The following is a 22,127-nucleotide window of genomic DNA, read 5'->3' on the forward strand; positions in this document are numbered from 1 at the left end:
GATCGTACCCAATCACCTGCGCACACGTGCGGTCGGGAAACGACAACTGCCGGGCGCCCTCCGACCGAGGGGCCCGGCAGTTCTCGCTCAGCCGCGGATCACGCCTGCTGCGGCGGCCCCACCAGCTCCCGCAGCACGTCCTCCATGGTGACCAGGCCGGCCGGACGGCCGTCCTCGTCGGCCACGGCGGCCAGGTGCGTACGGCTGCGGCGCATGGCCGTCAGCACGTCGTCCAGCGGCGTCTCGGCCCGTACCCGGGCGATCGGCCGCATCGCGGAGACCGGGAACGGCAGGTCCCGCGGCATCGCGTCCAGGGCGTCCTTGACGTGCAGGTAGCCCAGGATGCGCCGGGTCGAGTCGAGCACCGGGAAGCGCGAGAACCCGGACTCGGCCGCGAGGCGCTCCAGCTCCTCCGGCGTCGTCCCGACCGCCGCGTACACCACGCGCTCGACCGGCATCACGACGTCCCGCACCGGGCGCCGGCCCAGCTCCAGGGCGTCCCGCAGCCGTTCGGCGGCCCGGTCGTCCAGCAGCCCGGCGTCCTCGGTGTCCTTCACCAGCCGCGCCAGCTCGTCGTCCGAGAACGTCGCCGACACCTCGTCCTTCGCCTCCACCCGCAGCAGCTTCAGCAGCAGGTTGGCGAAGGAGTTGATCGCGAAGATCACCGGGCGCAGCGCCCGCGCCAGCGCCACCAGCGGCGGGCCCAGCAGCAGCGCGGTCTTCGTCGGCTCGGCCAGCGCGATGTTCTTCGGCACCATCTCGCCGAGCAGCATGTGCAGGTACGTCGCCAGCGCCAGCGCGATCACGAACGAGATCGGGTGCGTCAGCGCGTCCGGCACGCCCACCGCGTGGAACATCGGCTCCAGCAGGTGCGCGATGGCGGGCTCGGCGACGATGCCGAGCACCAGGGTGCACAGCGTGATGCCGAGCTGCGCGGCGGCCAGCAGCGCGGAGACGTGCTCCAGGCCCCAGATGACGCTGCGCGCCCTGCGGTTCCCGGCCTCGGCCTCCGGCTCGATCTGCGAACGCCGTACCGAGATCAGCGCGAATTCCGCGCCGACGAAGAAGGCGTTGACGACCAGCGTGAGCAGGCCGATGAGGAGCTGTATCGCGATCATCGCCGGGTCCCCGCCGTCTCGTCCTGCGCGGCCGCGGCGGCGAGCGGCGCGTGCATCAGCACCCGCGCCGCCCGGCGTCCGCCCGCGTCCACCACGTCCAACTGCCAGCCGGAGAGCTCCACGCGGTCGCCCACCTCGGGGATGCGGCCCAGCTCATTGGCGATCAGCCCGGCCAGGGTCTCGTACGGGCCGTCGGGCACGCGCATCCCGATCCGTTCCAACTGGTCGCAGCGGGCGGCGCCGTCGGCCGACCACAGGGCGTGGCCCTCGGTGTCCTCGCCCGCGCGGGCCAGGTCGGGGGTCTCGTGCGGGTCGTGCTCGTCGCGCACCTCGCCGACGACCTCCTCGACGATGTCCTCCAGCGTGACCACCCCGGCCGTGCCGCCGTACTCGTCGATGACCACGGCCATCGTGCGCTTGCCGGACAGCCGGTCCAGCAGCTTGTCCACGGTCAGCGTCTCGGGCACGAGCAGCGGCTCGCGGACCAGTTCGGTGACCGGGTGGCGGGGCCTGCGGTCGGCGGGGACGGCCAGGACGTCCTTGATGTGGACCAGGCCCACGACGGAGTCCAGGCTGCCCCGGTAGACCGGGAAGCGGGACAGGCCGGTCGCCCGGGTCGCGTTCGCGACGTCCTCGGCGGTGGCCTGCACGTCGAGCGCGGTGACCTGCACGCGCGGGGTCATCACGTTCTCCGCGGTCAGTTCCGCCAGGTTGAGCGTACGGACGAACAGCTCGGCGGTGTCGGCCTCCAGCGCGCCCTCCTTCGCGGAGTGGCGGGCCAGCGCGACCAGCTCCTGGGGGCTGCGCGCGGACGCCAGCTCTTCGGCGGGCTCCATGCCGAAGCGGCGCAGGATGCGGTTGGCGGTGTTGTTGAGATGGCTGATCAGCGGCTTGAACGCGGCCGTGAACCAGCGCTGCGGCGTCGCCACGACCTTCGCGACGGCCAGCGGCGAGGAGATCGCCCAGTTCTTGGGGACCAGCTCGCCGACGACCATCAGGACGACCGTGGACAGCGCCGTGCCGATCACGAGGGCCACCGAGGACGCCACGGCCGGGGACAGCCCGACCGCCTCGACCGGGCCCTTGAGCAGTGCGGAGATCGACGGCTCCGCGAGCATGCCGACGAGGAGGTTGGTGACGGTGATGCCGAGCTGGGCGCCGGAGAGCTGGAAGGTCAGGCCGCGCACGGCCTTCAGGGCGCTCTCCGCGCCCCGCTCGCCCCGCTCGACGGCCCGCTCCAGCTCGCCGCGCTCCACCGTCGTCAGCGAGAACTCCGCCGCGACGAAGGCGCCGCAGATCAGCGAGAGCAGTACCGCCACGAGGAGCAGAAGCACTTCAATCATCGGTTCACCTCCGTCCCATGATCGTTCAGGGTGGGGAGGATCGCGCGATGTCGGCTACTGGGAGGCTCGCCCATGGGCGGACGCTCACACCTTTCGAGGAGTGCGATGAGGCGGGGCACGGCGGACGCCTGCCCCGTCGATTCATCGGAGTGAGCCACCCATGGTAAACGACCGGCAAAATTACCGAGCGGGCGCGGGGTGGCGGGCTCAACGGGTGAGCGGCTTGACCCAACGCGTCCACTGGGGCTCGGGCGCGTACCCCGCCGACCGCCAGGCGGGGTGGGCGCCCTCGTTCGCGTCCAGCACCATCGCGTCCCCGCGCCGCCCGCCGAGCGCCGCGAACCGCTCCTCCGCGGCTGCCAGGAGAGCCCGGGAGACGCCCTGCCGCCGGTGGTCCGGGTGGACGGCCAGCCGGTACAGCGAGCACCGCCAGCCGTCGAACCCGGCGATCACGGTGCCGATCAGTCCGCCGTCGCGCTCCGCGAGGATCAGGGCCCCGGGATCGCGGGACACCAGGCGCTCGACGCCTTCCCGGTCGTCGCTGATGCTGGTGCCTTCGGCGGCGGTCTTCCAGAAGGCGAGGACGGCGTCGAGGTCGGCGGGGGCCGCGTGGCGCAGGCGGGTGCTCTCAAGATCGTTCATATGGGCATCCCACCACCGGGCCGCGCCCGGGGACGAGCGGGTTTCTCACGATGCGGTCAGGTGCCGCGCAGTTCCTCGACGACCGGGGCGAAGGCCTCCATGTACGGCTCCAGGACGCTGAAGTAGGAGAACCCGTACCGTTCCCGGGTGGCCCGGAACTGGGCCGCGATCTCCTCGACCGTGCCGACCGCGAGAACGGGCAGCCCCAGCACCTCCTCCTCCGTCAGGTACGGCGCGAAGGCGCAGTACTCCCGGAGCGCGGCCCTGCGGTCGTCGGTGATCACGACCAGTTGGATCAGCAGGTTCAGCTCCGCCTCCGTCGTCCGCCCGGCCGCGAACTCCCGGTAGCGGGCGACCCGCTCGTCCAGTCCTTCGGCGCTGAGCACCCGCAGCTCTCCCGGCGTGACCTGGAGGCCGCCCGCGAACGCCACCACGTCCGCCCGCTCGGCCGCCAGCTTCAGCACCCGGTCGCCGCCGCCGGCGATCAGCAGCGGCGGGCGGGGCCGCTGCGACGGCTTCGGCACGTGCTTCTCGTCCCGCAGGAACCGGTCCAACTCCTCGACCGTGCGCGCCAGGTGATCGACCCGCCCGCCGGGGGAGCGGTAGAGGATGCCGGCCGTCTCGTGCTCCTCCCTGACGTATCCCGCACCGATGCCCACCTCGAGACGTCCGCCGATCAGGCTGTCCACGGTCGCGACCTCACGGGCCAGCAGCGCGGGGTTCCAGAACGCCGCGTTGAGCACGAAGGTGCCGATCCGGGGCCGCTCGGTGGCGGCCGCCGCGGCGACCATCGCCGGGAACGGGGCGGGCATGCCGAGGTGGTCGGCCACCTGGATCACGTCGTACCCGATGTCCTCGGCCCGGCGGCACCGGGCGGCCCACTCGGCGCCGTCGGACAGCGTGACCATGTTGACCGAGAAGCGGAACGGCTTGACCACGAAGTCTCCTCCGGTGCTGGGCGGATGACGAGGGTTCAGCAAACGGCGGACTCGAACCTAGCCGCCGTCCGGGCGCCTCGCCACCCCCAGCACGCAGGCCGACGACGGCAGCCGGGGTCCCTTGCCGGGGATGTCCAGCCGCCGGTGCGCGCCCAGCTCCAGCCCCGCCGCGCGGATCGCGGCGAGGGGGTCCCGGGAGGTGTGGCAGTTGCCGAACAGCAGGGGCCACACGGTCCTGTCCAGGCCGCGCTGGAGGAGCGCCATGGCGCACCGTTCGTCCCGCCCGTGCTCGAAGAAGCGCAGCTCACCGCCGGGACGCAGGACCCGCTTCGCCTCCGCGAGGGCCCGCTCCACGTTCCGTACGCTGCACAGCACCAGGGAGAGCACCACCGCGTCGTACGCCTCGCTCTTGACCGGCAGCGCCTCCGCCGCACCGGGCACCACGTCCACCGGAACGTCCGCCCGCCGCGCCTCCTCCAGGGCCAACCGCCGCAGGGAGCGCTCCGGTTCGACGGCGACGACCTCGGCGACCGCGGGCGGGTAGTGCGCGAAGTTCAGCCCGTTGCCCGCGCCGATCTCCAGTACCCGCCCGGACAGCCCGGCCAGCAGCTCCGCCCGGTGCGCCGCGATGCCGCCGCGCGCGTCGGCGCAGACGCTGAACCGGGCGTAGCACCGGGCGAACAGGGGGTGGTGGACGGCGTCGTGCGGAACCTTGCGGGCCCGGCCCGTGAGGCTCCCCGGGAGCCGGGTGCTCCGTCGGCTCCGGGTGTGCCGGGCGGGACGTCGGCGTTCGGCCATCGCGGACCTCCTTCGCGGAGTCCGGGGACTCCGGGACGCGGGCGGACACCTCCGATTGTCCTCCCGGGCGGGCCCGGTGGCAGCCCGTCAGCAGCTCACGAACCGCTCACGAACCGCTCACGAAGCAGAACTCGTTGTCCTCGGGGTCCAGCAGGACCTGGAAGGAGCCCACGTCCTGCGTCACGATGCCGCCGGACAGCTTCGCCCCGAGCCGCACCGCCTCGGCGCTGAACTTCTCGATGTCGTCGGCCAGCAGGTCGATGTGCAGCCGGTTCTTGGCCGTCTTGCCCTCCGGGACCCGCTGGAAGGCGAGGCGGGTGAAGTCGGGGACGTCGATGTACGACCAGTCCGGGCTGCGGTCGTGGGGCTCGCCGCCGACCAGGTTCGCCCAGAAGCGGACGAGGGCGGCGGGGTCGGCGCAGTCGAAGACGATTTCGTCGATACGTGCTCGCATGGCCCCAGCCTACGCACGGCCCGCGGCGGGCTGCCCGGCATTCCGGGCGAGCCGCCCGGCGTCCCACGTGCCGCCCAGTTCCGGCGCCAGCCACCCCGTCGCCGCGGCCGCGAACTGCTCGGGTGCGAGACCGCCCGCGCCCTGCGGGACGGCGCCGAGCAGCGGCGCGCCCGCCATCTCGGCCAGCTCCTCGACGTTGCAGCGTTCGGCGAGGCCGGGTGTGTGCGGCCAGGCGCCGATGACGACCCCGCGCGGAGTCAGCCCCCGGGCCCGCAGGGCCTCCCCGGTCAGTCGGACCAGGTTGAGCGTGCCGAGGGCGGGGGCCGCGACGGTCAGCACGGGGGCGCCCAGCAGCCCGGCGACGTCGGCCAGGGTGCCGCCCTCGCCGTCCATGCGGACGAGGAGGCCGCCCGCTCCCTCCACGAGGACCAGGTCGTACGTGTCCGCCAGCTCGCGGGCGGCGTCCGCGGCCTCCTGCGGGGTGACGGGGCGCATGCCCGCCCGCCTGGCCGACGTCGCCGGCGCCAGGGGCTCCGGGAACCGGGCGAGTTCGAAGGCGTCGACGCCCTCACCCGCCAGGCGGGCGGCGACGTGCGCGTCACCGGGCTCGCCGGGGGCGAGGCCGGTCTGCGCGGGCTTGAGCACGGCGACGCGCTGTCCGGCGGCGCGGGCGAGGGCGGCGATCGCGCCGGTGACGACGGTCTTGCCGATGTCGGTGTTGGTCCCGGTGACGACGAGAGTGGGCATGGCTGCTCCTTGTTTCTGCTTTCTTCCGCGAGGTGAGTGGCTTCCGCCGTCCTGACACGGGGAGATCACGCGGCTCGTGGCGGGTCGTTCGCGCGGTTTCCCGCGCCCCGCCGGGCGCGCCCGCCCGGGGAGGCGTCCGCCCCTACCCCGCCCGGGCCGCCGCGCAGACCCCCCGCGTCACCCGCTCCAGGTCCTCGTCCCCCGTGACGTACGGCGGCATCACGTACACCAGGTCCCGGAACGGCCGCACCCACACGCCCTCGCGCACCGCGGCCTCCGTCGCGGCCGCCATCGACACCTCGTGGTCGAGCTGCACCACGCCGATGCCGCCCAGCACCCGCACCTCCCGCACCCCCGGCAGCTCGCCCGCCGGCGCGAGGCCCTCCCGCAGCCCCGCCTCCAGGCGCTTGACCTCCGCCTGCCAGTCCTGCGACAGCAGCACGTCGATCGACGCGCACGCCACCGCCGCGGCCAGCGGGTTCGCCATGAACGTCGGCCCGTGCGCCAGCACCGGCACCTCGCCCCGCGAGATGCCCTCGGCCACCCCCGCCGTGCACAGCGTCGCCGCCATGGTCAGATAACCGCCGGTCAGCGCCTTGCCCAGGCACATCACGTCCGGTGAGACCGACGCCTGTCCGGCCGCGAAGAGCGTGCCCGTGCGGCCGAAGCCCGTCGCGATCTCGTCGAAGACGAGCAGGACGTCGTGCGCGTCGCACGCCTCGCGCAGCACCCGCAGGTACTCCGGCGCGTGGAAGCGCATCCCGCCGGCCCCCTGCACCACCGGCTCCACGATCACCGCCGCCAGCTCGTCCGCGTGCCGGGCGATCGTGTCGCGCAGCAACTGCGCGTACGTCTCCTCGTACGCGACGGGAGGTTCCGGCACGAAGAGCTGACGCGGCAGCAGGCCCTGCCACAGCTCGTGCATCCCGCCCTCGGGGTCGCACACCGACATCGGCTGCCAGGTGTCCCCGTGGTAGCCGCCCCGCCAGGTCAGCAGGCGCTGCTTGGCCGGGCGGCCCACCGAACGCCAGTGCTGGAGGCACATCTTGACCGCGACCTCGACCGACACCGAACCGGAGTCGCAGAGGAAGACATGGCGCAGGGGCTCCGGGGTGATCTCGACGAGCTTCGCGGCCAGCCGCACGCCCGGCTCGTGCGTGAGGCCGCCGAACATCACGTGGCTCATCCGGCCGAGCTGCTCGCGGGCCGCCTCGTTGAGGACGGGGTGGTTGTAGCCGTGGATCGCCGACCACCAGGACGACATCCCGTCGATCAGCTCGGTCCGGCCGAACGCCGGCCGGGCCAGGCGCAGGCGCACGCCCGACGCCGACTCCACGAGGAGAGGCTCGGTGCGGCCGGGCATCGGACCGTACGGGTGCCAGACGTGCTCCCGGTCCAGGCGGAGGAGGTCGGCGGGGGAGAAGGGCAGGTCAGGCATTGGGGGCGAGGTCCGTTCCCGCGCCACGGCGCCGTACCGCGACCAGGTCCGTACGGGCCTCCTCGCGCGCGGCGGGCACGGCGGGCTCCTCGGACGCCGTCGTACCGCACACCGAACCGCACCCCTCCTCCGCGGCGGCGGCAGTCGAACCACAGCCGCCGCCCACGCGGTGCCCCGGCAGCGTCGTCGTGTCCGTGCCCTCCACCTCGAAGCCCGCGTCCGCGATCATGTCCAGGTCCGCCTGGCCCGCCTGGCCCTCACTGGTCAGGTAGTCGCCCAGGAAGATCGAGTTGACCAGGTGCAGGGCGAGCGGCTGCATGGTGCGCAGGTGCACCTCGCGCCCGCCCGCGAGCCGTACCTCCACGTCCGGGCAGACGAAGCGGACCATCGCCAGGACGCGCAGCGCGCGCTGCGGCGTCAGGTTCCACTCCTTGGCCAGCGGGGTGCCCTCGAAGGGGATGAGGAAGTTCACCGGCACCGAGTCCGGGTCCAGTGCGCGCAGGGCGAAGACCACGTCGACGAGGTCGGCGTCCGACTCGCCCATGCCCGCGATCAGCCCCGAGCAGGCGGACAGGCCCGCCGCCTGCGCCTGCTGGACCGTCTCCACCCGGTCCGCGTAGGTGTGCGTCGTGGTGATGTCGCCGTATGTCGACTCGGAGGTGTTGAGATTGTGGTTGTACGCGTCCGCGCCCGCCGCGCGCAGGCGCTCGGCCTGGCCGTCGGAGAGCAGGCCGAGGCAGGCGCACACCTCGACGCCCTCGTTCTGCTCCTTGATCGTCTCGATGGTCTTCGAGACGCGGTCCACATCCTTGTCGGTCGGGCCGCGCCCGCTCGCCACCAGACAGACCCGCTTCGCGCCGCCCGCCACGCCCGCCGCCGCCGCCTTCGACGCCTCGTCGGCCTTCAGCCAGGTGTACTTGAGGATCTCCGCCTTGGAACCGAGCCGCTGCGAGCAGTACGAGCAGTCCTCCGGGCACAGCCCCGACTTCAGGTTGACGAGGTAGTTGAGCTTCACCCGCCGCCCGAACCACTGGCGGCGCACCTTGCCGGCGGCGGCCACCACGTCGAGCAGTTCGTCGTCCGTCGTCGCCAGTACGGCGAGCGCTTCTTCGCGGGTCGGCAGCTCGCGCCGCAGCCCCTTCTCCACCAGTGTGTTCAGCAGGTCCATGCGCATGATCCTGAACCATGGCCCCGCTCCGGGCCAAGGAGGATTCGTACAACGGTGCCTGTTCGGGGTGTGGGTATTGCCACACCCTGACAGCGGATCGGGGCGGCTAGTGTCTGTGGGCTGCCTACAAAAGCGGTCCGCGCCCGTGTGCGCGCCCGCCGCCACGGGGCGCATCCCGTCCCCGGCTCCACGGAGGGTCCACCCATGCTTGAGCGCGTCACCGCCCCGACCCCCTTCGGACGGCTCGCGGCGGAGGCCGCGCGCCGGGAGCGCGCCGGGCTCGTCCGGACGCTGCGGCCGCGCGCCGCCGACAGCCCCCTGCTGGACCTCGCGAGCAACGACTACCTCGGGCTGACCCGGCACCCGGAGGTCACCGCCGCCGCGGCCGACGCCGTCCACCGGTGGGGCGCGGGGGCCACCGGGTCGCGGCTCGTCACCGGGAGCACCGAGCTGCACGCCGAACTGGAGCGCGAACTCGCCGAGTTCACCGGATTCGAGGCCGCGCTCGTCCTGTCCTCCGGGTACGCGGCCAACCTCGCGGCGCTCACCGCGCTGACCGCGCCCGGCTCCCTGATCGTCTCGGACGCGGGCAACCACGCCTCCATCGTGGACGGTTGCCGCCTCTCGCGGGCCGAGACCGCCGTCGCCGCGCACACCGACCCCGCCGCCGTGCGCAAGTGCCTCGACGGGCACACCGGGGAGGCCGTCGTGGTCACCGACTCCGTGTTCTCGGTGGACGGGGACGCCGCCCCGTTGGCCGAGACGGCCGCTGTGGTACGGGAGTTCGGGGCCGGTCTCGTCGTCGACGACGCACACGGGCTCGGCGTGCTCGGCGCCGGCGGGCGCGGCGCGCCGAACGCGGCAGGACTCGCCGGGGCTCCGGACGTCGTCGCCACCGTCACCCTCTCGAAGTCGCTCGGCAGCCAGGGCGGAGCGGTGCTCGGGCCGGCGCACGTCATCGACCACCTGGTCAACGCCGCCCGCACCTTCATCTTCGACACCGGGCTCGCCCCGGCCGCCGCCGGCGGGGCGCTCGCCGCGCTGCGGCTGCTGCGCCGGGAGCCCGGCCGGGCCGCGCGGGCGCGCGAGGTCGCGTCCTCGCTGCACCGCCGGCTGACCGGCGCCGGCCTCGTCGCGGCCGTGCCGGACGCGGCCGTGGTCTCGGTACGGGCGCCGTCCGCCGGGGCGGCGCTGCGGTGGGCGGCGGACTGCCGCGCGGCGGGACTCGGGGTGGGGTGCTTCCGGCCGCCGTCCGTGCCCGACGGGATCTCCCGGCTGCGGCTGACCGCGCGGGCCGATCTGGACGACACGCAGATCGCGGGTGCGGTGGACACCGTCGTCCGTACCGCACCCGCGAGTTGAGGGGCGTCAGTCGCAGGTCAGAGCGCCTCTTCGCGCACCGCGCCGAGGAAGCGCTCCCATGCGTGCGGGGTGAAGAGGAGGGCGGGCAGCAGCACGCGCTTGGAGTCCCGGACGGCCCGCAGGCCGTCGGGGGCAGCAGCGGTTTCCACGCAGTTGTTCATGCCGGTGCTGCGACTGCTGCGACGCCACGCTGCGTCGGGCAGAAGCGAGCTGGAAGGTACGACTCCGAAGTGTGGGGACATGGCGTCTCCCTGCGCGTCGTCACCGGTTACGGGGATGTGTCAGGCGCCGCTTTCGATGTCGTCGATCAGGTGCAGCGACTCCTGCGGGGACAGGGCCTGTTCCTGGATCCTGCGGAATGCCGCGGAGTATTCCGCGAGGTCTTCTTTCCGCTCCAGGGAGAGGCTACTCGCCAAGTGGTCGATAACAACCACATCCAGATCTGAAATGGCCGGAAAGGAGAAGATGACGAAAGCACCGGCGAGGCCCGTGTGCGCGCCCGCCGCGAAGGGGAGCACCTGTAACCGGACGTGCGGCAATTCCATTGCCGCCCGCACATGCCGCAGTTGTTCCTTCATGACGGGCCCGCCGCCCACCCGCCGGCGCAGCACCGCCTCGTCCAGCACCGCGCTCAGCGCCAACGGGTCCCGTGAGCGCAGTACTTCCTGCCGGGCCAGCCGCACTTCGACCAGGGTGTCGATCTTCCCCGCCGACAGTCCCGGCAGCATCGCCCGCGTCACCTCACGCGCGTAGTCCGGCGTCTGGAGGAGTCCCGGCATCACCGAGGTCTCCAGCGTGCGGGCCCGGGACGCCTGTGACTCCAGGGAGATGAAGTCCCGGTACTGGCTGGGCAGCAGCCCCCGGTAGGCGTGCCACCACTGGGTCCCCGACTCGCCGGACGTCTGCGCCAACGCCTCCAGGAGCAGCCTGAGTTGCGGGTCCTGGAGGTCGTACACCTCCAGCAGCCTGGCCACGTCCTCGGTCTTGACCCCACTGCGGCCGGTCTCGATCCGGCTCACCTTCGACTGGTGCCAGCCGACGAGGCGCGCGGCCTCCGGGCTGGTGAGCCCCGCCCTGTCGCGCAGCTTGCGCAATTCCTCCCCGAGTTTGCGGCGGCGTACCGCGGGACCGTGGCGCATTGCGGCTCCTTCCGGTGGTGCATCCCATCCCCGCCGGAAGTCAGTCTGAGGTCACATACGGTCTTGCGTCGTAGAGTTCACTACTTTGAGTGGCAGATATATGTATGCCTGGGAGGAACACCGCCCGCGCGCACACCATGAGTGACACTCTGGCGCGGAACAGGTCCGGGGCCGGCCCCGCACCATTCCGCGTACGACACAGAGTCCGGCCCCGGTGGGAAAGGGACAGCGTCGCCATGGCAGATCACCAGGAAGTATCCGTCACCCTGCCGAGCGATCCCGCTTCGGTGTCCACGGCCCGGAAACACGTCGCGGAAGTCCTCGCCGCATGGGGCCTGCCGGCGGATTCCGAGACCGCCGACACGGTCCGGCTGATCGTCTCCGAACTGGCCACCAACGCCGTGCAGCACACCTTCGGCCAGTCGCCGACCTTCACCGTGGACGTCCAGCTCGACCGGGACGAGCGGCTGCGCGTCGGCGTCACCGACAGCCATCCGCGCTGGCCCCAGCGGCTGCCCGCCGCCGTCCAGCAGGACAACGGCCGGGGCATGGTCATCATCCGCTCGCTCGTCGCCGAGTGCGGCGGCCGGCTCTCGGTCACGCCGACCGCCGAGGGCGGCAAGACGGTGTGGATCGCCGTGCCGTGGACCGTGTCCGTGCAGCGGTGACGGCTTCCGCGCGCAGCGAAGGACGCGAAGGGCCGGGAAGGGCGACGGCGCGCCGGGGAGCGTGCCCCCGGCGCGCCGGACGGTGGCCGGACCCCGGGCTCGGGCCCGCCGTCACGTCACCCGGCCGTCACTTCACCCGGCCGTACCAGACGCTCTTGGTCCAGATCCGCTCCAGCCGCACCACCGTGCCGCGCCGCGGCGAGTGCCACATCTTGTTCGACCCGGCGTAGATGCCGACGTGGTAGACGCTGCGCCCGCGGTGGAAGAACACCAGGTCGCCGCGCTGGCGTTGGGAGGCGGAGATGTGCCGGGTCTTGTTGTACTGCGACTGCGCCGTGCGCGGCAGGGTCTTCCCGGCCCGCTTGAACGAGTACAGCGTCAGCCCCGAGCAGTCGAACCTCGACGGGCCGGCGGCGCCGTACTTGTAGGGGGCGCCGCGCTTGGAGGCGGCGATGTTGAGCGCCTTCGTCGCGAGCGTGGCCGCCTCGGCCTCCGCGGAGGCTCCGGGGACCAGCAGTCCGCCGCCCACCACGGCGAAGGTGAGGGCGGACGCGGTGGAGGCCCTGGCCAGCAGTGACGGGCCGCTCTGCGCGGGCCGGGGGCCGTTCTTCGCGTGCCGGCCGCCGCCGCGCGCCGGACGCTCCGCGGGCGGACCGCTGTGTGCCCGGTGACGTCCCGTGGGGCCGTTGTTCGCCGGGCGGCCCCTCCCCGGTCCGTCCTTCGCCGGACGGTGCGTTCCCGGGCCGTTCCTCGCCGGGTCGTCGTTCTCCGTAATGCGGCAGTTGACGTGCGCAGTCATGCGCAACCCTTCGTCGACCAGACGTCCCGGCCGGCGCCCGAAGTTCGTGCGACGCCCGCCAGGACCGCCCCGCCACGACGGCGGGGGCTTGTCGTCCCACGGATCTTGACCCGGTCGACGGCCGGTTTCCGAGTGGGAGCAGGGGTTTGTGAGGCTCCTCACCCCTCGGCCGTTCGGGTGGACAAGTGGCGCACCGATCTTGCGCGTCGACCCCCAGGGAGCCCCGCACCAGCACCGGAACAGCTCATTCCGTGCAGGCGCCCGCCGTACGGCGCAACTCGATCAGTACGGACGCCGTAGACCCGGGTGGGCCGAACGGGGGAGGCGTACTGGTCCTCGTACGACACCCCGCACACCGACGGCGGTGATCAACTGGCGTGTTCCGGCGGCACCGTGAGGCGTCCGGCCCGCCGCTCGCCGTCCAGGACGCGCAGCGCCCGCCCCAAGGTCACCGGATGCAGTCCGCTCTCCCCCCTGTCGTGCATGAGGGTGAGCGCCTCGCGCAGTGCGGCGGCCCGCCCGACGAGGGCCTGCGCGGCGCGCACCGCGCCGTAAGTGTCCGTGGAGCGGGCCGGGTTGATCCGGCCGAGCAGGTCCACGACCTCCAGGTAGGCGTCCACCACCGCGCACTCGGCACGGGTCAGCGCGGGCAGCGGGGGCAGTTCGGGCGGCAGCACGCCCCGCTCACCGCCCGGTGGGGGTCATCGCCGCCCGGCGGCTCGCGACGATGCGGTCGACCAGGCCGTACTCCTGTGCGGCCGGCGCGTCCAGGACCTTCGTACGGTCGAAGTCCGCCTCGATCTGCTCGGTGGGCCTGCCCGTGTGCCGGGCCAGCATCCCGGCGGTCATCGCGCGCAGCCGCACCAGCTCCGCCGCGTGGATCTCCAGGTCCGAGGGCTGCCCCTGGGCGGGCTCGTCCAGGGCGGGCTGGCTGAGCGTGACGCGCGCCCCGGGCAGGGCGCAGCGCTTGCCGGGGGTCCCGGCCGCCAGCAGCACGGCGGCGGCGTCCAGCGCCTGCCCCAGGCAGACGGTCTCCACGTCGCAGGCGACGAACTGGATCGTGTCGTAGACGGCGGACATGGCGGTGTAGGAGCCGCCGGGGGAGTTGATGTAGAGCGAGATGTCCTGATCGGGGGCGTCGTGCTCCAGATACATGAACTGGGCGGCGATGTCATTGGCCGCGGCGTCGTCGACCGGGGTGCCGAGGAAGACGATCCGCTCGCCGAGCATCTTCGAGTACGGGTCGAGGGTGCGGGTTCCGGTGCTGGTGCGCTCGGTGAAGGACGGCAGCACGTACCGGGCGGAGGGCCGGAGCAGGTGCGGCGGGGTCATCGCGGAACGGTTCATGGCGCGCTCTCTTTCGGCTGAAGTGCGGCGTGCGCCTGCCTCTGTAAAAAATGTACAGGACGTACGTTCAGTACGATGGGGAGCATGACCTACGAGATTCCGGTGACGCAAGCCCGGGCCGAGCTCGCCGACCTGATCAACCGCGTCGTCTACGGCGGCGAGCGGGTGGTCGTGACGCGGCACGGGAAGCCGCTCGTGGCCCTCGTCTCGGCCGCTGACCTGGAGCGATTGGAGAATGAGCCGGAGGCGGCGGCCGAGGAGCAGGTGATCAGCTCGGTCTCCGCGCTGGGCGGCTCGCTGTCCGCTCCGGGCGAACGCCACCGCTTCGGCATCGCGGCCGAGCACCGGGGCGAGGAACGGCGCTGAGGAACCGCGCCGACCGGGGGTCCGGTTGATCATGGGCTGGCAAAGCATCAGTTAACGCGTTGGAAAAACTCGGGCTCTAACGTGCAATTCCTGGCCGGGTGGCCGGGGTTGACGACTCAACGACCTGTTGAATTCGGATATGGTCCCGCTGCGCCGAGGCGGGTGCCCTTTACACCTTTCTGGTGCCCCCGCCGCGTACCTGCGCAGGGTGTTTGACAACCAGGAGGTGGGAAGCGTGCAGCTGTCCCCGCACGAGCAGGAACGCCTGCTCATCCATGTGGCCGCCGACGTGGCCGAGAAGCGCAGGGCGCGCGGGGTGAAGCTCAACCACCCCGAGGCGGTCGCTCTCATCACCTCGCACATCCTCGAAGGCGCCCGCGACGGCCACACCGTCGCCCAGCTCATGTCCTCCGGGCGCAAGGTGCTGCACCGCGACGAAGTCATGGACGGCATCCCGGAGATGATCCACGACGTGCAGGTCGAGGCCACCTTCCCGGACGGCACCAAGCTCGTCACCGTGCACGAGCCGATCCAGTGACCCCCTCGCCCCGGCCGGTCGTACCCGGCGAGATCCTGTACGGCGACGGGCCCGTCCTCTTCAACGAGGGCCGCCCCGTCACCCGCCTCACCGTCCTCAACGCGGCCGACCGGCCCGTGCAGGTCGGCTCCCACTACCACTTCGCCGAGGCCAACCCGGGCCTCGACTTCGACCGTGCCGCCGCCCGCGGACAGCGGCTGAACATCGCCGCCGGGACGGCCGTGCGCTTCGAGCCCGGCGTCCCCGTCGACGTGGAACTCGTACCCCTGGGCGGACGGCGGATCGTCGCCGGTCTGCGCGGGGAGATCGGCGGTGCCCTCGATGTCTGACCGTACGCCCCCGGGCTCGACCCACCCCGGGATCTCCCGGCCGGTCTACGCCGACCTGTTCGGCCCGACCACCGGCGACCGCATCCGGCTCGCCGACACCGACCTGCTGATCGAGATCGAGGAGGACCGCTCCGGCGGCCCCGGACGCGCGGGCGACGAGGCGGTGTTCGGCGGCGGCAAGGTCGTCCGCGAGTCGATGGGCCAGGCCCGCACCACCCGGGCCGAGGGCGCCCCGGACACCGTCGTCACCGGCGTCGTGATCCTCGACCACTGGGGCGTCGTCAAGGCCGACGTCGGCATCCGGGACGGCCGCATCACCGGCATCGGCAAGGCCGGAAACCCCGACACCATGGACGGCGTCCACCCCGACCTGGTCATCGGCCCCGAGACCGAGATCATCGCGGGCAACGGCCGCATCGTCACCGCGGGCGCCATCGACGCCCACGTCCACTTCATCTCCCCGACCGTCGTCGAGGCGGCCCTGTCCTCCGGCATCACCACCCTCGTCGGCGGCGGCACGGGCCCGGCCGAGGGCTCCAAGGCGACCACGGTCACCCCCGGCGGCTGGCACCTGGCCCGGATGTTCGCGGGGCTGGAGCACTGCCCGGTCAACATCGGCCTGCTCGGCAAGGGCAACACGATGTCCCGCGAGGCGATGCACGCCCAACTGCGGGGCGGCGCGCTCGGCTTCAAGATCCACGAGGACTGGGGCGCGACCCCCGCCGTGATCGACGCCTGCCTGTCCGTCTGCGACGAGACCGGCGCCCAGCTCGCCATCCACACCGACACCCTGAACGAGGCCGGATTCGTCGGCGACACCCTCGCCGCCATCGCGGGCCGCACCATCCACGCGTACCACACCGAGGGCGCCGGCGGCGGTCACGCGCCCGACATCATCACGGTGGTCTCCGAGCCGCACGTGCTGCCCAGCTCCACCAACCCCACCCGCCCGCACACCCTCAACACGCTCGACGAACACCTCGACATGCTGATGGTCTGCCACCACCTCAACCCGGCGGTCCCCGAGGACCTGGCCTTCGCCGAGTCCCGCATCCGCCCCTCCACCATCGCGGCGGAGGACATCCTGCACGACCTGGGCGCGATCTCGATCATCTCCTCGGACTCGCAGGCGATGGGCCGCGTCGGCGAGGTGATCCTGCGTACGTGGCAGACGGCGCACGTGATGAAGAAGCGCCGCGGCGCCCTTCCCGGCGACGGCCGCGCGGACAACCACCGGGCCCGCCGCTACGTCGCCAAGTACACCATCAACCCCGCCGTGGCCCAGGGCCTCGGCCACGAGATCGGCTCCGTCGAACCCGGCAAGCTCGCCGACCTCGTCCTGTGGGAACCGGCCTTCTTCGGCGTCAAGCCCCTCCTCGTCATCAAGGGCGGCCAGATCGCGTACGCGCAGATGGGCGACGCCAACGCCTCCATCCCCACCCCGCAGCCCGTCCTGCCGCGCCCGATGTACGGGGCGACCGGCGTGGCCCCCGCCGCGAACTCCTTCAACTTCGTCGCGGAAGCCGCCGTCGAGGACGGCATCGCCGAACGCCTCGGCGACCGCTACGGCATCCGCAAGACCTTCGCCCCGATCACCAGCACACGCGGGGTCACCAAGGCGGACATGCGGGAGAACGACGCGATGCCGAGGGTCGAGGTCGACGCGGACACCTTCACGGTGACCATCGACGGCGACCCCGTCGACCCGGCCCCGGCCGCCGAACTGCCCATGGCCCAGCGCTACTTCCTCTTCTGAGAGCCCGGACCATGGACTTCCAAGGCCCTGCCGCGCACACCGGACCGCCAGACGCACCGGCTGCGCCCTCACGGGCGCGGGGCGGCGCACCTGCCGCGTCCCCAGGGGGGCGGGGCGGCGCATCGCCACGGCCCGTCGCCCCCGATGCCTCCTGTGCCCCCGACACCTCCGTCCCCTCCGTCGCTCCGGAAGCCTCCCGGGCGAATGGTGGCACCCGTACGACCGTCACGCACACGGCGCGCCGCCGCGAGGACGCGGGCCCGAGCCGTCCTGCCTCGGCTGCGGGCGTCCCGCCGGGGCGGTCCGCGCCGGCCGCCCCGGGCGGCGGCCCCGCGGTGACGGCGCCCGACGCCGCGTCCGCCGGACCGTCACCGGTACGCCCCGCAGGACGGCGTCCGCTGCCGGGCAGGCCCCCGTCGGGCCGCCCGGGAGCACGCCTCGCCCCGCTGGGGGAGCGGCTCGCGGCGGTCACCCGCCCGGCACCGGGCAGCCGACACGACGGACCGCCGCCCGCCGCGCGCCCCCCGGCCGCCGACATGCGTCCCGCACCGGAAGACACCGCCCCGGTGCGCCCCGCCCCCGCCAGGCCGGCCCCTCCGCCGCCGTCGCCCGTCCCGGGCGGTGCCGACGGAGCTGAGCCGTCCTCCTCGGGCGGCAACGGCGCCCCCGGCACCCCCGGCAGGGCGGATGCCGCGCCCGCCGCCCTCGCGCCCGCAGGGAGCACCCCCTCCCCGCCTGCGGAAGCCGACAGGGCCGACGGGGCCGGTCGGCGGGCCGAGGCCGTGGCCCACGCGGGTGCGACGCCCGCCGGGGCCACCTCGCGGGCCGCCCTGCTCGTCCTCGCCGACGGCCGGTTTCCGGCCGGGGGGCATGCGCACTCCGGGGGAGCCGAGGCCGCCGTCAAGGCCGGACGGATCACCGATCACCGCGATCTCGCCGCGTTCTGCCGGGGACGCCTGCACACCGCCGGGCTCACCGCCGCCGGACTCGCGGCGGGCGCGGCGGCCGGACTCGATCCGCTGGAACTGGACGCGGCGGCCGACGCCCGCACCCCCTCGCCCGCCCTGCGCGCCACCGCCCGCAAGCTCGGGCGGCAGATGATGCGCGCCGCCCGCGCCACCTGGCCCTCCCCGGAGCTGGACGCGCTCGCCGCCGCCCGGCCGCGCGGGGTGCACCAGCCCGTCGTGCTCGGGCTCGCCGCCCGGGCCGCCGGGCTCGGGCCCGAGGACGCCGCGCACTGTGCCGTGTACGAGTGCGTCAGCGGGCCCGCGACCGCGGCCGTCCGGCTGCTGAGCCTCGACCCGTTCCAGGCCACCGGCGTCCTCGCCCGCCTCGCCCCCGAGATGGACGAAGTCGCCCAACGCGCGGCCGACGCCGCCCGCCGGGGCGTCGACGCCCTGCCCGCCGCCTCCGCCCCGCTGCTCGACATCACGGCGGAGGCCCACGCCGCCTGGCCCGTACGCCTCTTCGCCTCCTAGACCCACCCCCGCAAGCCAAGGAGCCCGCACCATGCACCTCGACCACGGCCCCCACGCCACCGCCGTCAGCGCCGACGCCCACCGCCCCGACGGCACCCGCCGAGCCCTGCGCATCGGGCTCGGCGGCCCGGTCGGTTCCGGCAAGACCGCCACCGTCGCCGCGCTCTGCCGCGAACTGCGCGACACCCTCTCCCTCGCGGTCGTGACCAACGACATCTACACCCGCGAGGACGCCGAATTCCTGCTCCGACAGGCCGTGCTGCCGCCCGAGCGCATCCAGGCCGTCGAGACCGGCGCCTGCCCGCACACCGCCATCCGCGACGACATCTCCGCGAACCTGGAAGCGGTGGAGGACCTGGAGGAGGCGGTCGGTCCGCTCGACCTGATCCTGGTCGAGTCCGGCGGCGACAACCTCACCGCCACCTTCTCCAAGGGACTCGTCGACGCCCAGATCTTCGTCATCGACGTGGCGGGCGGCGACGACATCCCGCGCAAGGGCGGCCCCGGCGTCACCACCGCCGACCTCCTCGTCATCAACAAGACCGACCTCGCCCCGCACGTCGGCTCCGACCTGGCGCGGATGGCCCGCGACGCCAAGGAGCAGCGCGGCGAACTCCCCGTCGTCTTCACGTCGTTGACCACCGGCGAGCAGGTCAAGCCGATCGCCGACTGGGTGCGCGCGCAGCTCGCCGCCTGGACCGCGCCCGCCGTGCCCGCCGCGTGAGTCTCACCGCCACCGCCCGCGTCGTCGCCGCCCCGGGCGGCAGGCTCCCCGTCCTGGCGGGCGAAGGACCGCTCGCCCTGCGGCGTACGCGATCGGCGGACGGCCCCGACCGCAGCCGGGTCACCGTCGTCGGCGCGATGAGCGCACCCCTCGGCGGCGACCGGCTCGCCGTCGAGGTGGAGGTCCTGGAGGGGGCGGCGCTCACGGTGGACGCGGCGGCGGCCACCGTCGCGCTGCCGGGCCGGCTCGCCCGACGCGCGCACTACGACGTGCGCCTGACGGTGGGTCAGGACGCCGAGCTGCACTGGCTTCCCGAGCAGCTCATCTCCGCCCGGGGCAGCGACCTGCGCATGACCACCACCGTCGATCTCGCCCCCTCCGCCCGCCTCGTGCTGCGCGAGGAACAGGTCCTGGGCCGCCACGGCGAGGAGACCGGCACCCTCTTCACCCGCCTCACCGTGCGCCGCGCCGGACGCCCGCTCCTCGACCAGGAACTGGCGTACGGTCCGGGCGCGCCCGGCGGCTGGGACGGCGGCGCGGTGCTGGGCGGCCATCGCGCGACCGGTCAGCTCCTCGTCGTGCGGGAAGGGACGGCACACAGCGAACCGCGGCCCCGCCTGCTCGGCGAGACCGCGGTTCTGACCCCGTTGGGGGGTGAGGCGGTACTGGTGACGGCGGTGGCCCCTGATGCCAGGGCGCTGCGCCAGGTACTGGACGTGGCGCTGAGCGATGTCAAGGACGGCGTACCGTCGGGGTGAGCGGTCACCCGCCGATGAACAAGCCGAATCCGCGGGTGAGCATCAGGACGACGCCGATCACGGTGTCCACGATGCCCAGGACGATGGCCGCCTTCGCCATGCCGTTGCCGCCCTTGCCCGCCTGCCGCAGGGCCAGTGCGCCGAGCAGAATGGCTATCGGTCCGAAGAGGATGGCCAGGAAGATCAGTCCGATGATGCCGCTGGCGAGACCGCCGATGGCCAGCCAGTTGGTCTCCGTGCGGGTGTGCCCGTGCGTGCCGCTCATGCCGGTAGCCATCTGAACTCCCTTGTCGCGAAGGTGTGTTGAGGACATCCACTTATCCCGCCCTGACAGGTTCATGCATGGACCCACACAAAGGATCTTGTGCGGAGATTCCGCCGGTACCGCTGAGCGGACCCCGCGCACCGGCTATTGGTTCGGTAAAGAAACACCCGTACGGTCTGGTCCCGGTGTCCCTGCAACCGCAAGGATGCCGCCGGGGCCCGGTTCAGGGCTCCCGCAACTCTGAGGGGGAGGTCCCACGTGCGACGCACCGCCGTGCTCGGCTCTGCCGGCACCCTGCTCGCGGGCACACTCATAGCCGGAGCGGTGGCCGCACCGGCCGCCACCGCCGACGCCGTACAGCAGAACAAGGGCTCCAGCAGCCTCCAGGACCGGGGAGGCGCCGAGGCGTACGGCGTGAAGGTCGCCGCCGACCGGGCCGCCCGCGCGGGCGTCGACTGGACGGACTGCCCGGCCGACTGGGGCCTGGCCAAGCCCATCCAGTGCGGCTGGGTCACCGTTCCGCTGGACTACCGCAAGCCCCACGGCAAGCAGATCAAGCTGGCCGTCGACCGCGTCGGCAACACCGGCACCCAGCAGGAGCGCCAGGGCTCGCTCATCTACAACCCCGGCGGCCCCGGCGGCTCGGGAATGCGCTTCCCGGCCCGCGTCACCGGCAAGAACGCCATCTGGGCGGGCGCGGCCAAGGCGTACGACTTCGTGGGCTTCGACCCGCGCGGCGTCGGCCACTCCACCCCGATCTCCTGCGTCGACCCGCAGGAGTACGTCAAGGCGCCCAAGGCCGACCCGGTGCCCGACAGCGAGGCCGACAAGCGCGCCCAGCGCAAGCTGGCCGCCGAGTACGCGGACGGCTGCGCCGAGAAGAGCGGCTGGATGCTGCCGCACATGACCACCCCGAACACCGCCCGCGACCTGGACGTCATCCGGGCCGCGCTCGGCGACAAGAAGCTCAACTTCGTGGGCGTCTCCTACGGCACCTACCTGGGCGCGGTCTACGGCACGCTCTTCCCGTCGCACGTGCGCCGCATGGTCGTCGACAGCGTCGTCGACCCCTCGCGCGACAACATCTGGTACCAGGCCAACCTCAACCAGGACATCGCCTTCCAGACGCGCTGGAACGACTGGCAGGACTGGGTCGCCAAGAACGACGCGGTCTTCCACCTGGGCACCACTCGGGGACAGGTCGAGGCCCAGTGGCAGAAGCTGCGCGCGGACGCCAAGAAGAAGCCGCTCGGCGGGGTCATCGGACCGGCCGAGCTGATCGGCTTCTTCCAGAGCGCCCCGTACTACGACTCCTCGTGGGTGCCGGTCGCCAAGGCGCTCAGCGCGTACGCGGCGGGCGACCCGAAGCCGGTCGTCGAGGCGGCCTCGCCCGACCTGACCGACATCCAGGGCAACATCGCCAGCGAGAACGGCAACGCGGTCTACACGGCCGTGGAGTGCGCCGACGCCAAGTGGCCCACCAACTGGCAGAAGTGGGACCGGGACAACTCCCGGCTGCACGAGAAGTACCCGTTCCTGACCTGGTCCAACGCCTGGATGAACCTGCCGTGCGCCACCTGGTCCACCAAGCAGAACACCCCGGTGGAGGTCAGGACCGGGCGCGGACTGCCGCCGGTCCTGATCGTGCAGGCCACGCGGGACGCCGCCACCCCGTTCAAGGGCGCCGTCGAGCTGCACAAGCGCTTCCAGGGCTCCAGCCTTCTCATCGAGAAGGACGCCGGATCGCACGGCGTGACCAACCTGGTCAACCCGTGCATCAACCCGCGCGTCGAGGGCTACCTCCTCACCGGCAAGGCCGGCCCGAAGGAGTCGACGTGCGCCCCGCACGCGACCCCCAAGCCGTAACGGCCCGTCAGCGGCACTGACCCGACGGCCCGTTACGCACAGCGGGGCGGCCGGTGCTCTCCCACCGGCCGCCCCTGCGCTGTGCC

General features: G+C 73.1%; 25 protein-coding genes. 10 read left to right on the plus strand and 15 right to left on the minus strand.

Annotated features, from left to right (window positions below; genetic code table 11):
* Positions 1-98 precede the first annotated feature (98 nt).
* From ACIP93_RS29725 to bioB, 9 genes are all read right to left on the minus strand, one after another.
* On the minus strand, positions 99-1,118 hold the full coding sequence (locus tag ACIP93_RS29725; RefSeq protein ID WP_345225290.1) for a hemolysin family protein: 1,020 nt from the start codon (positions 1,116-1,118) through the stop codon (positions 99-101).
* The gene (locus tag ACIP93_RS29730; protein WP_345225293.1) at positions 1,115-2,461 is read right to left on the minus strand and encodes a hemolysin family protein; all 1,347 of its coding nucleotides are present in this window, start codon (positions 2,459-2,461) and stop codon (positions 1,115-1,117) included. The genes ACIP93_RS29725 and ACIP93_RS29730 overlap by 4 nt, the downstream gene beginning before the upstream one ends.
* Before the next feature lie 207 nt (positions 2,462-2,668).
* On the minus strand, positions 2,669-3,103 hold the full coding sequence (locus ACIP93_RS29735; protein WP_345225297.1) for a GNAT family N-acetyltransferase: 435 nt from the start codon (positions 3,101-3,103) through the stop codon (positions 2,669-2,671).
* A gap of 56 nt (positions 3,104-3,159) precedes the next feature.
* Positions 3,160-4,041, minus strand: coding sequence for a TIGR03621 family F420-dependent LLM class oxidoreductase (locus ACIP93_RS29740; protein WP_401763566.1), 882 nt, complete (start codon positions 4,039-4,041; stop codon positions 3,160-3,162).
* A gap of 57 nt (positions 4,042-4,098) precedes the next feature.
* Complete coding sequence (locus ACIP93_RS29745; RefSeq protein ID WP_401763568.1) at positions 4,099-4,839, minus strand: class I SAM-dependent methyltransferase; 741 nt, start codon at positions 4,837-4,839, stop codon at positions 4,099-4,101.
* Positions 4,840-4,945: 106 nt separating this feature from the next.
* Positions 4,946-5,293 (minus strand): VOC family protein, encoded by a 348-nt coding sequence (locus ACIP93_RS29750; protein WP_345225307.1) that lies wholly within the window; start codon positions 5,291-5,293, stop codon positions 4,946-4,948.
* A 9-nt stretch (positions 5,294-5,302) separates the two neighbouring features.
* Positions 5,303-6,040, minus strand: a complete 738-nt coding sequence (gene bioD, locus ACIP93_RS29755) for a dethiobiotin synthase (RefSeq protein ID WP_401763572.1) — start codon at positions 6,038-6,040, stop codon at positions 5,303-5,305.
* A 142-nt stretch (positions 6,041-6,182) separates the two neighbouring features.
* Positions 6,183-7,478 carry an adenosylmethionine--8-amino-7-oxononanoate transaminase gene (locus ACIP93_RS29760; RefSeq protein WP_401763575.1) on the minus strand — a complete coding sequence of 432 codons (1,296 nt, stop codon included), beginning with the start codon at positions 7,476-7,478 and terminating at the stop codon, positions 6,183-6,185.
* Entirely contained in the window at positions 7,471-8,646 is a 1,176-nt protein-coding gene (gene bioB / locus ACIP93_RS29765; protein ID WP_401763577.1) for a biotin synthase BioB, read from the minus strand. Before bioB ends, ACIP93_RS29760 begins: the two co-directional genes overlap by 8 nt.
* Positions 8,647-8,850: 204 nt before the next feature.
* Here bioB and ACIP93_RS29770 point away from each other — a divergent pair, with 204 nt between their 5' ends.
* Positions 8,851-10,008, plus strand: a complete 1,158-nt coding sequence (locus tag ACIP93_RS29770) for an 8-amino-7-oxononanoate synthase (protein WP_401763580.1) — start codon at positions 8,851-8,853, stop codon at positions 10,006-10,008.
* A 17-nt stretch (positions 10,009-10,025) separates the two neighbouring features.
* Here ACIP93_RS29770 and ACIP93_RS29775 read toward each other — a convergent pair whose 3' ends face one another.
* Together ACIP93_RS29775 and ACIP93_RS29780 are read right to left on the minus strand one after the other, a co-directional pair.
* Positions 10,026-10,250: a DUF397 domain-containing protein gene (locus tag ACIP93_RS29775; protein ID WP_345225318.1), complete on the minus strand. Its 225-nt coding sequence runs from the start codon at positions 10,248-10,250 to the stop codon at positions 10,026-10,028.
* Between the two features lie 39 nt (positions 10,251-10,289).
* Entirely contained in the window at positions 10,290-11,147 is an 858-nt protein-coding gene (locus tag ACIP93_RS29780) for a helix-turn-helix transcriptional regulator (RefSeq protein ID WP_345225320.1), read from the minus strand.
* A gap of 236 nt (positions 11,148-11,383) precedes the next feature.
* Between ACIP93_RS29780 and ACIP93_RS29785 the strand changes: the two genes are divergently transcribed.
* On the plus strand, positions 11,384-11,815 hold the full coding sequence (locus ACIP93_RS29785) for an ATP-binding protein (RefSeq protein WP_401763583.1): 432 nt from the start codon (positions 11,384-11,386) through the stop codon (positions 11,813-11,815).
* A gap of 127 nt (positions 11,816-11,942) precedes the next feature.
* Here ACIP93_RS29785 and ACIP93_RS29790 read toward each other — a convergent pair whose 3' ends face one another.
* The 3 genes from ACIP93_RS29790 to ACIP93_RS29800 all read right to left on the minus strand — a co-directional run bounded on the left by ACIP93_RS29790 (position 11,943) and on the right by ACIP93_RS29800 (position 13,931).
* Positions 11,943-12,389: a C40 family peptidase gene (locus tag ACIP93_RS29790; protein ID WP_345226692.1), complete on the minus strand. Its 447-nt coding sequence runs from the start codon at positions 12,387-12,389 to the stop codon at positions 11,943-11,945.
* A 593-nt stretch (positions 12,390-12,982) separates the two neighbouring features.
* Positions 12,983-13,291, minus strand: coding sequence for a hypothetical protein (locus ACIP93_RS29795; protein ID WP_345225324.1), 309 nt, complete (start codon positions 13,289-13,291; stop codon positions 12,983-12,985).
* Between the two features lie 7 nt (positions 13,292-13,298).
* Complete coding sequence (locus tag ACIP93_RS29800; protein WP_345226693.1) at positions 13,299-13,931, minus strand: ATP-dependent Clp protease proteolytic subunit; 633 nt, start codon at positions 13,929-13,931, stop codon at positions 13,299-13,301.
* Between the two features lie 114 nt (positions 13,932-14,045).
* On the opposite strand from ACIP93_RS29800, the gene ACIP93_RS29805 reads away from it, so the two are divergent.
* The 7 genes from ACIP93_RS29805 (at position 14,046) to ACIP93_RS29835 (ending at position 19,910) form a co-directional block, all read left to right on the plus strand.
* Positions 14,046-14,327: a type II toxin-antitoxin system Phd/YefM family antitoxin gene (locus ACIP93_RS29805; RefSeq protein WP_345225331.1), complete on the plus strand. Its 282-nt coding sequence runs from the start codon at positions 14,046-14,048 to the stop codon at positions 14,325-14,327.
* Positions 14,328-14,562: 235 nt separating this feature from the next.
* Positions 14,563-14,865 (plus strand): urease subunit gamma, encoded by a 303-nt coding sequence (locus ACIP93_RS29810; RefSeq protein WP_189826297.1) that lies wholly within the window; start codon positions 14,563-14,565, stop codon positions 14,863-14,865.
* Entirely contained in the window at positions 14,862-15,194 is a 333-nt protein-coding gene (locus ACIP93_RS29815) for an urease subunit beta (RefSeq protein ID WP_345225339.1), read from the plus strand. Before ACIP93_RS29810 ends, ACIP93_RS29815 begins: the two co-directional genes overlap by 4 nt.
* The gene (locus ACIP93_RS29820) at positions 15,187-16,950 is read left to right on the plus strand and encodes an urease subunit alpha (RefSeq protein ID WP_401763585.1); all 1,764 of its coding nucleotides are present in this window, start codon (positions 15,187-15,189) and stop codon (positions 16,948-16,950) included. The genes ACIP93_RS29815 and ACIP93_RS29820 overlap by 8 nt, the downstream gene beginning before the upstream one ends.
* Positions 16,951-17,732: 782 nt before the next feature.
* On the plus strand, positions 17,733-18,428 hold the full coding sequence (locus ACIP93_RS29825) for an urease accessory protein UreF (protein ID WP_401763694.1): 696 nt from the start codon (positions 17,733-17,735) through the stop codon (positions 18,426-18,428).
* Between the two features lie 31 nt (positions 18,429-18,459).
* Entirely contained in the window at positions 18,460-19,152 is a 693-nt protein-coding gene (gene ureG / locus ACIP93_RS29830) for an urease accessory protein UreG (RefSeq protein WP_345225345.1), read from the plus strand.
* A complete protein-coding gene (locus ACIP93_RS29835) occupies positions 19,149-19,910 on the plus strand; it encodes an urease accessory protein UreD (RefSeq protein WP_401763587.1) in 762 nt (253 codons plus the stop codon). The genes ureG and ACIP93_RS29835 overlap by 4 nt, the downstream gene beginning before the upstream one ends.
* A gap of 4 nt (positions 19,911-19,914) precedes the next feature.
* Here ACIP93_RS29835 and ACIP93_RS29840 read toward each other — a convergent pair whose 3' ends face one another.
* Positions 19,915-20,187 (minus strand): DUF4190 domain-containing protein, encoded by a 273-nt coding sequence (locus tag ACIP93_RS29840; protein WP_401763589.1) that lies wholly within the window; start codon positions 20,185-20,187, stop codon positions 19,915-19,917.
* A gap of 246 nt (positions 20,188-20,433) precedes the next feature.
* On the opposite strand from ACIP93_RS29840, the gene ACIP93_RS29845 reads away from it, so the two are divergent.
* On the plus strand, positions 20,434-22,041 hold the full coding sequence (locus ACIP93_RS29845; protein WP_401763592.1) for an alpha/beta hydrolase: 1,608 nt from the start codon (positions 20,434-20,436) through the stop codon (positions 22,039-22,041).
* The last annotated feature ends 86 nt before the right edge of the window (positions 22,042-22,127 follow it).

The sequence above is a fragment of the Streptomyces sp. NPDC088745 genome, assembly GCF_044751045.1.
In the GTDB taxonomy this organism is placed as follows: domain Bacteria; phylum Actinomycetota; class Actinomycetes; order Streptomycetales; family Streptomycetaceae; genus Streptomyces; species Streptomyces cremeus.